The 11,883-nt window shown below is 68.4% G+C and carries 9 protein-coding genes; 4 read left to right on the top strand and 5 right to left on the bottom strand.

All coding sequences use genetic code 11. The features are described from left to right. The 5 genes from K9B33_RS09380 to K9B33_RS09360 form a co-directional block, all read right to left on the bottom strand. The coding region (locus K9B33_RS09380; protein WP_411973999.1) for a TonB-dependent receptor domain-containing protein at window positions 1-1,792 on the bottom strand (1,792 nt) is incomplete at its 3' end. A gap of 277 nt (window positions 1,793-2,069) precedes the next feature. Continuing rightward, on the bottom strand, window positions 2,070-2,873 hold the full coding sequence (locus K9B33_RS09375) for an inositol monophosphatase family protein (protein ID WP_224548303.1): 804 nt from the start codon (window positions 2,871-2,873) through the stop codon (window positions 2,070-2,072). Then, window positions 2,860-4,206: a TldD/PmbA family protein gene (locus tag K9B33_RS09370; RefSeq protein ID WP_224548302.1), complete on the bottom strand. Its 1,347-nt coding sequence runs from the start codon at window positions 4,204-4,206 to the stop codon at window positions 2,860-2,862. Before K9B33_RS09370 ends, K9B33_RS09375 begins: the two co-directional genes overlap by 14 nt. Window positions 4,207-4,251: 45 nt before the next feature. Beyond that, the gene (gene nudC, locus K9B33_RS09365) at window positions 4,252-5,184 is read right to left on the bottom strand and encodes an NAD(+) diphosphatase (RefSeq protein WP_224548301.1); all 933 of its coding nucleotides are present in this window, start codon (window positions 5,182-5,184) and stop codon (window positions 4,252-4,254) included. After that, window positions 5,171-6,238 carry an A/G-specific adenine glycosylase gene (locus K9B33_RS09360; protein ID WP_224548300.1) on the bottom strand — a complete coding sequence of 356 codons (1,068 nt, stop codon included), beginning with the start codon at window positions 6,236-6,238 and terminating at the stop codon, window positions 5,171-5,173. Before K9B33_RS09360 ends, nudC begins: the two co-directional genes overlap by 14 nt. A gap of 26 nt (window positions 6,239-6,264) precedes the next feature. Between K9B33_RS09360 and K9B33_RS09355 the strand changes: the two genes are divergently transcribed. The 4 genes from K9B33_RS09355 to K9B33_RS09340 all read left to right on the top strand — a co-directional run bounded on the left by K9B33_RS09355 (window position 6,265) and on the right by K9B33_RS09340 (window position 11,882). Then, window positions 6,265-6,807 carry a DUF721 domain-containing protein gene (locus K9B33_RS09355; RefSeq protein WP_224548299.1) on the top strand — a complete coding sequence of 181 codons (543 nt, stop codon included), beginning with the start codon at window positions 6,265-6,267 and terminating at the stop codon, window positions 6,805-6,807. 114 nt (window positions 6,808-6,921) lie between these two features. Continuing rightward, a complete protein-coding gene (locus K9B33_RS09350; protein ID WP_224548298.1) occupies window positions 6,922-7,593 on the top strand; it encodes a thioredoxin domain-containing protein in 672 nt (223 codons plus the stop codon). A gap of 45 nt (window positions 7,594-7,638) precedes the next feature. After that, a complete protein-coding gene (locus K9B33_RS09345; protein ID WP_224548297.1) occupies window positions 7,639-8,370 on the top strand; it encodes a thioredoxin domain-containing protein in 732 nt (243 codons plus the stop codon). 68 nt (window positions 8,371-8,438) lie between these two features. After that, window positions 8,439-11,882 (top strand): chromosome segregation SMC family protein, encoded by a 3,444-nt coding sequence (locus tag K9B33_RS09340; protein WP_224548296.1) that lies wholly within the window; start codon window positions 8,439-8,441, stop codon window positions 11,880-11,882. Window position 11,883 lies beyond the last annotated feature (1 nt).

Raw genomic sequence — 11,883 nt, 5'->3', positions numbered from 1 at the left:
GCCATTCGCTCAGCTTCCAGCGCAGGTTTCCGTTCAGCATATGCTTGGGCATACCCACCAGCGGCAGGCCTTGCTCTGCACCGCTCAGTTGTTCGGTTTCCGTATAGGTATAGTTGACCGACAACGAGACGACGGGCGTGAAGGCGAAGCGGGTCGCCACTTCGACGCCGCGGGTGCGGGCCTTGTCGATGTTGATCGACTGACCGAGCAGGTCGACGGTCGGGAAGGGGCCTACGTCCAGGCAACCGGGGCGGTTGGGATTGCCTGCGAACTGGCAGTTGGGAATGCCGGGGCCGGACGCGATCTTGTCATCGAAGTCATTGTTGAACAGGGTGACATTGCCGCTGAAGAAGCCCTGGCCGTCATAATAGAGGCCCGCCTCATAGCTGGTGCTGGTTTCCGGCGTCAGGCCGGGCGTCCCGATCAGCGGGATGCGACCCTGACCGCCGAAGCCGACGATGCCTTCGGCGATCTGTTCGACGCGCGGGGTCTTGAATCCCCGGCTGACGCCGCCCTTCAGCGTCAGCACATCGTTGATATTCCACACAGCATAAGCGCGCGGCGACCATTTGTTGCCGAAGGTCGAATGGTCGTCATAGCGCGCGCCGCCGGTAATGTTGAACCCGTCCGTCACGGTCAGCGTCGCTTCGGCAAAACCCGCCCATTGGGTGAATGTGAATGGTTCGGGCGCCACACCCTCGACCATCCGCGCCTTCCAATATTGGCCGCCCACGGTGAAGGCGACCGGACCGAACTTGCCCGCGAAGCGCGAATCCACAATGTCGTTGCGCGCTTCCAATGTCCGCGCACTGCCCGGCGTCGCGCCTGGCGTACCATTGGGGATCAGGCGGCCGATCGTCTCGGTATCGTTGCGGGTCAGCGTCGTGTCGAGTTGGCCGAAGCCCATGCGCCAGCTATGCGCCAGCACATAATTGGTGCGATTGAACCGTTGCTCCGGTGCGTAGCCGCCCGACCCCAACGTGCCCAATTGTCCGCTGCTATTGTCGTAGCTTTGTTCATTGCGGTCATATTCGATCCACAGGTCATGATCGGCATGGGGCGTGATGCTCAGGCGCCCGCCATAGGTATAGACGTCCGACCGCACGGGGTTGCGGCCCAGCGTCAGCGCCGGGTCGCCGGGAATGTCGATATTCGACCCCTCCCGATGGAAGACGCTGCCTCGCAGGGTCAGTCCGACCAGATTCCTGACGATCGGCCCTTGGGCGAAGCCGTTGATCGACTGGATATTGCCGAAGCGGTCGTCGCCCTGGATCGTGCTTTCGGCGCTTGCGGTACCCACCCAGCGGTTGCCGACCTTGCGCGTGATGATGTTGACCACGCCGCCCATCGCATCCGAGCCGTAAAGGGTCGACATCGGCCCGCGCACCACTTCGATGCGATCGATCGCGGAAAAGGGCGGCAGAAAGCTGGTGGAGGTTTCGCCGAAACCATTGGGCGTGACCCCGCCCGGCGCATTCTGGCGGCGGCCGTCGATCAGGACCAGCGTATAGTCGCTGGGCATCCCGCGGATAGAGATATTGAGGCCGCCGGTCTTGCCCGCCTCCCCGCCGACATCGACGCCCTGCACGTCCTGCAGGGCTTCGGCCAGGCTGCCGAAGCGCTTCTCCTGCAATTCCTCGCGGCCCAGCACGGTTATGCTGGCGGGGGCTTCGACGATATTCTGCTCATAGCCTGCCGCCGTCACAACGATCGCGCCCGATTGGTCGTCGCCTGCCACGGGTGCCGCATCAGCCGCGAGCGCTGGGGCAGACAGGGCACATGCGAGGACCATGAGGCTGGCCTGCAGCCCAGAAGAACGCGGCGAACGGAAGGCAGAAGCAAACATGGAAGACCCCCAAAACTAATATTGCGACTAAGTCGCGTTAGATTCTGGGTGGCTGATGTGGTGTCGGTCCTGGCCGGTCAATCAAAGGCTTGCACGGCGGCGGCCGGGCAATGTTTCTTTACGGAACGGAGACGATGATCGGCATTGCCTGCCCTTTACCGACACACAGCGCAATATGGCGCAAGGATCAGCAATATGGATCGGGAACCCGCCCTTTGCCATTCTAGGCTGGCGACTGGCCCAATATCTCGCGTGCGCGGGGCGCCAGCCGCTCTACGGCGGCGGCATGGATGCCGGGCGCGGCGCAGAGCAGGCCGAAGGCGGTGGGTTGCGGCCGGTTGAAGCGCAGCGGAACGCCCAGCGCATCAGTCACCGCGCCGCCCGCCTCCTGCACGATCAGCGCGGCGGCGGCGACGTCCCATTCATTGCCCCAGCGCACGGTGGCGACCAGATCGGCTTCGTCGGCAGCGACCATCGCCATGCGCAGCGCGATGCTGTTGGGCTTGTCCACCGTCACCAGATCGCGATCGACGCGCGGCAACTGGTCGGCCGGCACCCGCGCGCCCGGCAGCATGGTCCGGCTTCCTGCGCGCAACCTCTGGCCGTTGCGCGTTGCGCCCTGGCCCAGTTGCGCCACCCACAATTCGTTGCGCGCGGGCGCCGCCAATAGGCCGATCTGGACCGCGCCATCCTCGACCAGCGCGACCGACACCGACCAGCCCGGCCGCCCGCGCAGATAATCGCGCGTGCCGTCGATCGGATCGACCACCCACACCCGCGGCACGCCTAGCCGATGGACGGTATCGGCCGTCTCCTCCGACAACCAGCCGGCGTCCGGGTCGATCGCCGCCAACCGCGCGCGCAGCATGGCGTCGACCGCCAGGTCGGCCTCGCACACCGGATGGCCGGGCACCTTTTCCCACTGGCGCACGCGGGTTTCCCCGCCTGCCCACAGCGTCAGCGCATGGTCGGCCGCATCCGCCACGGCGGATATGACCGCACGGAGATGGGCCTCAGCCTCCGGCAACGGTCATCCCGTCGATGCGGATGGTCGGCACGTTCATGGCATAGCGGAAGTGCAGGTCGCTCGCGGGCGTCAGCGCCCGGAACATGGCCTTCAGGTTGCTGGCGATGGTGATTTCCGACACGGCATGGGCGACCGCGCCATTTTCGATCAGGAAGCCCGCCGCGCCCCGGCTATAATCGCCGGTCACGCCATTGACGCCCATGCCGATCAGTTCGGTGACATAGAGGCCGCGCTTCACGTCCGCCATCAGGTCGCCGGGCGAGATGGCGCCGGCCTCCATATGGACGTTGGTGATGCTGGCGCCCGGCGCGCCGCTGCCGCCGCGGCTGGCATGGCCGGTGGGCTCCAAGCCTAGTTGGCGCGCCGATGCGCTGTCCATCAGCCATCCGGTCAGCACGCCCTGGTCGATCAGCGCGCGCCGTTCGACCGGCAGGCCTTCGCCATCGAATGGCCGCGATCGCATCCCGCGGGGCAGCAATGGATCGTCGATGATGGTGACGCCCGCCTCGAACAGCGCCTCGCCCAGCGATTCCAGCAGGAAGCTCGACCGGCGCGCGATCGCCGGGCCGACCATGCCGCCGATCAGATGGCCGAGCAGGCTGGAGCCGATGCGCGGGTCGAAGATCACCGGCATGACGCCGCTCTCGACCTTGACCGGGTTGAGCCGCGCCACCGCGCGCTGGCCGGCGCGGACGCCGACCGCTTCGGCATCGTCCAGATCCTCCAGATGGCGCACGCTATGGCTGGCATGGTCGCGCTGCATGTCGGCGCCCGTGCCCGCCAGCACGCTGGCCCAGGTCGAATGGCTGGTGCCGGCATAGGCGCCGGCAAAGCCGTGGCTGGTCGCCAACGCGACCTGGCTGCGGCCGTTCGCGGCGCCGCCGCCCTCGCTGTTGGTGATGCCGGGCACGCTGCGCGCCGCTTCCTCCGCCATCAGCGCGCGTTCGCGCAGCGCTGCGGGTTCCGGCTCCTCCTCGTCGGTCAGGTCGAGCGCGGGCGGGCGCTTCTTGAGCAACCGGTCTTCGGGCGCGAGGCCGGCATAGGGGTCTTCGGGCGCTTCGCGCGCCATGGCGACGGCGCGATCGACCAATGTCGCGAGCGTCGCCGGGTTCATGTCCGAAGCGGAAATGCTGGCGGACCGCTGGCCGATGAAGACGCGCAGGCCGATCTCCTCGCCCTCGGACCGTTCGACATCCTCCAGCGCGCCGAGCCGCACCGACACGTTGGTCGATGCGTTGCAGGCATAGATGGCGTCGGCGGCGTCCGCACCGGCCTTGCGCGCGGCGCTGACCAGATCCTGCGCGCGCGACTGGGCTTCTTCTAGGCTGAGCATGGAGGGAAAATGGTCCTCAAAAACAGGAAGGGAAGGGGATCGGCCTTACGCGCTTGCGCCAGCGCTAACAAGGCTGGCGGCGGCGACGCCCGCCAGCCAATGGTCGAGCAGGTGCCAGGCCACCGCCATCGTCGGCGGGGCGAGGAAGGGGGCATCGGGATCGCCCGCCATCGCCGCGCGGAGCTGATCTGCGTCGCACCAGAAGGCATCTTCTATCTCGGTCGGATCGAGCGTCAGCGCATCGTCCAGCGCCTCGCCGATGCAGGCGATCATCAGCGAGGAGGGGAAGGGCCAGGGCTGGCTCATCACATAACGGACCTTATGCACCCGCACGCCCGCTTCCTCCAGCAATTCGCGCGCCACCGCTTCCTCGATCGTCTCGCCCGGTTCGACGAAACCCGCCAGCGCCGAATAGCGACCCGGCGGCCAGGCATGTTGCCGGCCCAGCAATATGCGCCCGCGATATTCGGCCAGCATGATGACGACCGGGTCGGTGCGGGGAAAATGCTCGGCGGCACACGCCTCGCATTTGCGCGCCCAGCCGGCCTTGACCGGCTGCGTCGTCTCGCCGCAGACCGAACAATGGCGATGGCGGGCATGCCAGTGGACCAGGCTGCGCGCGGTGCCGTAAAGGGCGACTTCTTCGGTCGGTACAAGGTCGGCGATGGCCCGGCTGCGCGGCGTGGGAACCAGATTGAGGCCAAGGTTCGCGACCAGCCGGGCGAAGATCGGCCGTTTGCCCGGATCGACGCCCAGCAGCACATGATCCTCGACCCGCGCGTCCGGCGTCAGCGGCTCCAGCAGCAGATGGCCGTCCACCTCCACCGGCTCCAGCCCGTCCAGCACCAGCAGGCGCGCCGCGGGATCGGCGAACGTCTCGGTCAGCAAGGCGGGATTGGTGCGGATATGGTCCACCCGGTCGAGGTTGCTGCCGACGAAGCCCGGCACGGCCTTTGTCGCTGGATCAGTTCCGTGCATCCGCTTGCCTTTCCTTCCTCACCGCTTCCGCCGCTCGCGCGAACAATGTCGGCAGCCCTGCCTCGCCGATGCGGTCGATGGGCCACCATTCGCCTGCGCCCTCCGGCGTTTCGTTCGCTTCCACATGGGCATGGTGGACGCGCAGCGCCAGAGAGAAATGGGTGAAGACATGCGCTACTGCTGTCTCGATCGTCGTCCAGGCGGCGGCGATCGGCGGCGTCGGGTCGGGCGCGTCGCCCCAGTCGGAACTCGGCAGCGCCCGCATCCCGCCCAGCAGCCCCTTGTCCGGGCGGCGCACCAGCCAGACATGGCCGTCGCGCTCGATCCACCAGCCATGGCCGGTGCGGTGCGGTCGCACCTTCTTCGCCGCCTTGACGGGATAAGCGGCGGGATCGGCGGTCAGCACCGCGGCGCAATCCTCTCGCAACGGGCAGATGCCGCAGGCCGGATTGCGCGCCGTGCAGATAGTCGCGCCCAGGTCCATCATCGCCTGCGCGAAATCCCCGGCGCGGGCATCGGGCGTGATGCTGTCGGCGGCGGCGCGGATCGCCGGCCGGGCGGCGGGGAGGGGCGTGGCGATGGCGAACAGCCGCGCCACCACCCGTTCGACATTGGCGTCCACCACCACCGCGCGCTGGCCGAACGCGATCGCCGCGACGGCCGCGGCGGTATAGGCGCCGACCCCCGGCAGGGAACGCAGCCCGTCCTCCGTATCGGGAAAGGCGCCGCCATGGTCGCGCGCCACCGCCCGCGCGCAGGCCAGCAGATTGCGGGCGCGGGCATAATAGCCCAGCCCGGCCCAGGCGGCCATCAGGTCCGCGTCTTCGCTCGCCGCCAGATCCTGAACAGTCGGCCAGCGGGCCAGGAATTTCGCATAATAGGGGCCGACCGCCGCGACCGTGGTCTGTTGCAGCATCACTTCGGACAGCCAAACCCGGTAAGGATCGGCGGCATTGCTGCCGGGCGGCGCGCGCCACGGCAGCCGCCGGGCATGGACGTCATAATGGGCAAGCAGGTCGCTTGCGATTTTTGTGGCTCTACCCTCGACGCGCATGGCGACCCTATGCCATTAAGCGGGCCATGACGGAACGCCCGGCCCCCCCGAAATATAAGAGTCGCAAGCTGCCGGCCGAAGACAGGCCGCGCGTGGGCGCGCCGCGGGCGATCGCGGACCTGATGCCCGACATCGGCCGCGCCGCTTTCCGCAAGTTCGGCTTCGTCCAGTCCAGCATCGTCACCCGCTGGGCGGAGATCGTCGGCGCCCATTATGCCGGCATTTCCGCGCCCGAATCGATCCGTTTCCCGGTGGGGCAAAAGGCCGGCGGCACGCTGCAACTGACGGTCATGAGCGGTCATGGGCCGATGGTGCAGCATATGCTGCCCGATATCGTCGAGCGGGTGAATCGCTTCTTCGGCTATGCCGCTGTGGCGAAGGTCGCGATCCGGCAGGGCGATATCAGGCCCGTCGCGGCCGAACGCCGCCCGCCGCCCCGCAACCTCAAGCCCATTCCGGTCGAGCTGGGTGATTCGCTGCGCGACATTGGCGATCCCGAACTGCGCGCCGTGCTCGAATCGCTTGCGCAGGGGCTTGCCAACAGCAGCGGATTGCCCAAGATCAACTGAAGCGATTGACTTGAAAATCGCGTCAAAAAAGACTGAAGCGATTGACTTGCACATCGCGTCAAAAACGACGCTGTTCGGTTCCGGTTCAGCGGAACCAATTTACGGACGCACGCCATGAAGACACTGTTCCTGCCGCTTGCTTTGCTTGCCGTTCCCGCCGCGCTGGTCGCCGCGCCTGCCGCCAACTGGGTGAGCCGGGTCGTGCTCTCGCCGATCGGCGGCCATGCGATGGGCAATCCCAATGCGCCGACCAAGCTGGTCGAATATGTCAGCTACACCTGTTCCCACTGCGCCCATTTCGTGGGGGAGGCGAGCGCCCCGCTCAAGGCCGACTATGTGAAGGGCGGCAAGGTGAGCGTGGAAGTCCGCAATGCCGTGCGCGACCGATATGACCTGACGGCCGCCTTGCTCGCGCGGTGCGGCGGCCCGGCCCGCTTCATGGGCAATCATGAGGCGCTGTTCGCCAACCAGACCGCCTGGATGGAGCAGATCGAGGCTTATGACGGGGCGACGACCGAAAAGCCCGCGGACCAGACCGCGGCGATACGCGATATCGGGCAAAAGACCGGCCTCTATGCCCTGATGAACAAGCGCGGCTTCACCAATGCCCAGCTCGACGCCTGCGTCGCCAACCCGACGGCGATGAAGCAAATCCTCGCCATGACCGACGACGCCTGGAACAAGGTGAAGATCGGCGGCACGCCCGGCTTCGTCGTCAACGGCACCCTCGTCAAGGGATCGACCTGGTCCATTCTCCAGGCCGCATTGCCCGCCGCGGCGCACTGATCTAAAACCCCGTCCATACCGCCAGTCATCGGAGCCTTGCCCGCCGTGAAAGCCGTTTCCGCTCTTGCCCTCATCGCCGTCAGCCTGACCCTCGCCGCCTGCGGCAAGAGTGAGGAAGGCGCCAAGCCGAGCGGCGATCCGATCGCCGCCGTCTCCGCCCCTGCGGGCACAAGCTGGTCGCAGACCATCGCCCAGACGCCCGACGGCTATTATCTGATGGGCAATCCGTCGGCCAAGATCAAGCTGGTCGAATATGGCTCCTACACCTGTAGCCATTGCCGTGATTTCTCCGCCGAAGCCTCGGAGGAAATCAAGAAGATCGTCGACACCGGCAAGATGAGCTTCGAATTCCGCACCTATGTGCGCGACCCGATCGACCTGACCACCGCGCTGCTCGCCGGCTGCGGCGGCAAGGACATTTACTATCCGCTGTCGGAGCAGTTTTTCGCCAATCAGGCGGCGATGTTCGAAAAGGTGCAGGGTAACGAAGCCGCCTTCCAGGGCGTGGAAAAGCTGCCCCCGGCCCAGCGCCCCGGCGCGATCGCGCAGATCGCCGGTCTGGTCGAATATGCGCAGCAACGCGGCATTTCCGCCGATCAGGCGAAACAGTGCCTGGCCGACACCGGCGCGGCCGAACGGCTGGCCAAGGGCGTCGAGGCGGCGAACAACCAATATCAGATACAGGGCACGCCCAGCTTCCTCATCAACGGCGTGCTGGTCGACAATGTCGCCAACTGGGCGTCGCTCCAGCCTAAGCTCAAGGAAGCGGGCATCTGATTGGGCCAGCGGGGGCTGACAGCATCGTTTGAAAGGGCCGGGGCGGCACGCTGTCCCGGTGCGACCCCGTGCAGATAAAGCGGCTCAAACTCTCCGGCTTCAAAAGCTTCGTCGACGCGACGGAGTTGCGGATCGAACCGGGGCTGACCGGCATCGTCGGCCCCAACGGCTGCGGCAAGTCCAATCTGCTCGAAGCCATTCGCTGGGTCATGGGCGAATCAAGCGCCAAATCCATGCGCGGCGGCGGCATGGAGGATGTCATCTTCGCCGGCACCGCGACGCGGCCGCAGCGCGACTTCGCGGAAGTCTCGCTGCTGACCATCCAGGAACAGGGCGAACTCTTCAACGCCGTCGATGTCGGCGCGGACGGCGAACTGGAGGTCACCCGTCGGATCGAGCGCGGCGCGGGCAGCGCCTATCGCGCCAATGGCCGCGACGTGCGCGCCAAGGATGTATCGCTCGTCTTCGCCGACGCCGCCACCGGGCCGCACAGCCCCGCGCTGGTCAGTCAGGGGCGTATCGCCGCCGTCATCGCCGCCCGCCCCCAGGAACGGCGCGCCATGCTGGAGGAAGCGGCGGGCATTGCCGGGCTTCATGTCCGGCGCAAGGATGCGGAACAGAAATTGCGCGCGGCGGAGGCCAACCTCGCCCGGCTCGACGAAATCCTGCTCGATATGGATGCGCGCGCCAACGCGCTGCGCCGGCAGGCCCGCGCCGCCGAACGCTATATCCGGCTTTCCGACCAGATCCGCGTCGCCGAAGGCCGCACCCTCTTCGCCCGCTGGCGCGAAGCCAATGCGAGCGCGGAGGCCGCCCGCACCGAAGCGAAACAGGCGGACGCCGCCGTTGCCGCCGCGCAGGAGGGGCAGCTCGCCGCCGCCGCCCACGCCCAGGCCGCCATCGCCCTGTTGGCCGATCGCCGCGCCGCCGCCCAGAGCGCGCGCGACGACGCCAATGAGGCGGGCCATCGCCTCGCCGCGCTCCGCACCGAGCGGGAAGCCGTGGTTCGCCGCCTCGCCGACCTTGCTCAACAGGCGTCCCGGCTGGAGGAGGATCGCGCCCGCGAAGGGACGCTCGCCAATGACGCCGCCGATGCGATCGCCCGGCTGACGGCGGAGATCGCCACGCTGAAGGCGCGTATCGCCGAGACGGAAAAGCTGCGCCCGGCCTTCGCCGCCCGGATCGCCGCGGCCGAGGATTCCGCGCGCGACGCCGAACTGGATCTGGCGCGGGCGATGGCGACCCAGGCGGCCGAACAGGCCGAACTGCGCGTCGCCGAAGCGGCGCTGGCCGCCGGGCGCACCCGCCTCGACCGGGCGGAGCGGGAGGTGGTGCGGCTCGCCGCCGAAGCCGCCGCCCTGCCCGACGCCACCCCGCTGGAGGCGCAACGTACCGCGGCGCTGACCGATCGGGACAGGGCGAAGGGCGATAGCGACGCCGCCGAAGCCGCAATCCAGACCGCCGAGGCTGAGCGCCAGTCCGCCGCCGAGGCGCGCGACACGGCGGAAGCCGCCCTTTCCTCCGCCCGCGCCGCCCTCGCCGCGCTCGATAGCGAGGCGGCAGCGCTCAAACGCGCCGTCGATAGCGGCGCAGGCAACCGGTCGCGCGCGCTCGACCGGTTGAAGGCCGCCCCCGGCTATGAACGCGCGCTCGCCGCAGCGCTGGGCGACGATCTGGAAGCGCCGGTCGGCGCGGACGGCAAGCGCCGCTGGGCCGGCGCCGATCCGCTGCCGGGCGATCCCGCCTTGCCCGCTGGCGCCACGCCCTTGGCCTTCCATGTCACCGCGCCGGTCGAACTGGCCCGCCGTCTGGCACAGATCGTTGTAGCGGACCGTGACGATAGCCAGCCGCTCGCCGTCGGCCAGCGCCTTGTCACTCTGGACGGCCAGTTGCGCCGTTGGGACGGTTATGTCGCGGCAGAGGGTGGCGCGGCGGCGGCCGAGCGGCTGATCCGCCTCAACCGGCTGGACGCGATCGCCGCCGCGCGCCCCGCGCTTCAGGCTGACGTCGACAGCGCCGCCACGGCGCAGGAGGAGGCCAAGGCGGACGAACAGGCCGCCACCCAGGCGCTCGCCCAGGCCCGCACCAGCCTGTCGCAGGCCGACCAGCGATTGCGCGCCGCGCTCCGCGCCGCCGACGAAGCGACCACCGCGCTCGAACGGCTGGCCGGGCGGCGCGAAGGGATAGAGGAACGGCTGGATGGAGCGCAGCGCGATCGCGCCGCCGCACAGGGCGAGCATGAAAAGGCGCGGGCCGGCCGCGCCGCCGTGCCGGACGGCGCAGAGACGCGGGCGCTGGTCGCCGCCCTGTCCCAGGCGAGCGACACGGCGCGCGCCGCCGTCAGCCAGTTGCAGGCCGATCAGGCGCTGGCCGACCGCGCCCTGTCCAGCGATCGCGAGCGACAGGCGGCGGCCGATGCGGAGATCAAGGGGTGGCGCGCCCGCGCCGGCGAAGCGGCCCGGCGCATCGCCGCCATGGTCGCTCGCGCCGAGGAGATCGGGACCGAACGTGCGACGATCGAGACGCAGCCCGAATCGCTGTCCGACGCGATCGCCGCGCTCAACGATCGGGGATCGGCGCTGACCGACGCTGCCGACCAGGCCCGCCGCGCCGAACTGGAGGCGGAAGCCGCGCTGCGCACCGCCGAGGGCCGCGCCGCCCAGGCGGGGGAGACGCTCGCCGCCGCCCGCGAAGCCCGCGCCACCGCGGTCGCCCGCGCCGAAGCCGCCGACGAACGGCGGGTCGAAACCAACCGGCTGTCGGGCGAACGCTTTGCATGCCCGCCGCCGGTCCTGCCCGAAAAACTAGGCTTCGCCAGCGCCGACGTGCGGTTAGCCCAGACCGAACTGGCCGATCATGACCGCTTCCATGCCGAACGCGAACGGATCGGCCCGGTCAACCTCGTCGCCGCGCAGGAACTAGAGGAACTGGAAGCTGCCCAGGCGAGGAGCCGCGCCGAGAGCGAGGAACTGACCCAGGCGATCCATCGCCTGCGCGGATCGATCGGCAGCTTGAACCGCGAGGGGCGCCAGCGCCTGCTGGCCGCGTTCGAAGCGGTGGATGGCCATTTCCGCCGCCTCTTCACCACACTTTTCAATGGTGGCCAGGCGCATCTGGAACTGATCGACAGCGACGATCCGCTTGAGGCGGGGCTGGAGATCATGGCGCAGCCGCCGGGCAAGAAGCTGGCCGCGCTCACCCTGTTGTCAGGCGGCGAGCAGGCGCTGACCGCCGTGGCGCTGATCTTCGGCCTGTTCCTGACCAATCCCGCGCCGATCTGCGTGCTGGACGAGGTCGATGCGCCGCTGGACGACGCCAATGTGGAGCGCTTTTGCGACCTGCTCGACGCGATGGTGGCGCAGACCAACACCCGCTACCTGATCGTCACCCACAATGCCGTCAGCATGGCCCGGATGCACCGGCTGTTCGGCGTCACCATGGTCGAACGCGGGGTCAGCCGGCTGGTGTCGGTCAATCTGCAAAGCGCCGAAGCGCTGCTGGCGGCGGAGTAGC

This window comes from Sphingobium sp. 3R8 (assembly GCF_020166615.1).
In the GTDB taxonomy this organism is placed as follows: domain Bacteria; phylum Pseudomonadota; class Alphaproteobacteria; order Sphingomonadales; family Sphingomonadaceae; genus Sphingobium; species Sphingobium bisphenolicum.
Note: the sequence above shows the minus strand (reverse complement) of the source record. Positions and strands in the feature narration are given on the sequence as shown.

Excerpts from the sequence above, each read along its gene's own strand:
- K9B33_RS09370 (WP_224548302.1), bottom strand. The coding sequence starts at position 4,206 with ATGCTCAGCCTAGAAGAAGCCCAGTCGCGCGCGCAGGATCTGGTCAGC.
- nudC (WP_224548301.1), bottom strand. The coding sequence starts at position 5,184 with ATGCACGGAACTGATCCAGCGACAAAGGCCGTGCCGGGCTTCGTCGGC.
- K9B33_RS09360 (WP_224548300.1), bottom strand. The coding sequence starts at position 6,238 with ATGCGCGTCGAGGGTAGAGCCACAAAAATCGCAAGCGACCTGCTTGCC.
- K9B33_RS09355 (WP_224548299.1), top strand. The coding sequence starts at position 6,265 with ATGACGGAACGCCCGGCCCCCCCGAAATATAAGAGTCGCAAGCTGCCG.
- K9B33_RS09350 (WP_224548298.1), top strand. The coding sequence starts at position 6,922 with ATGAAGACACTGTTCCTGCCGCTTGCTTTGCTTGCCGTTCCCGCCGCG.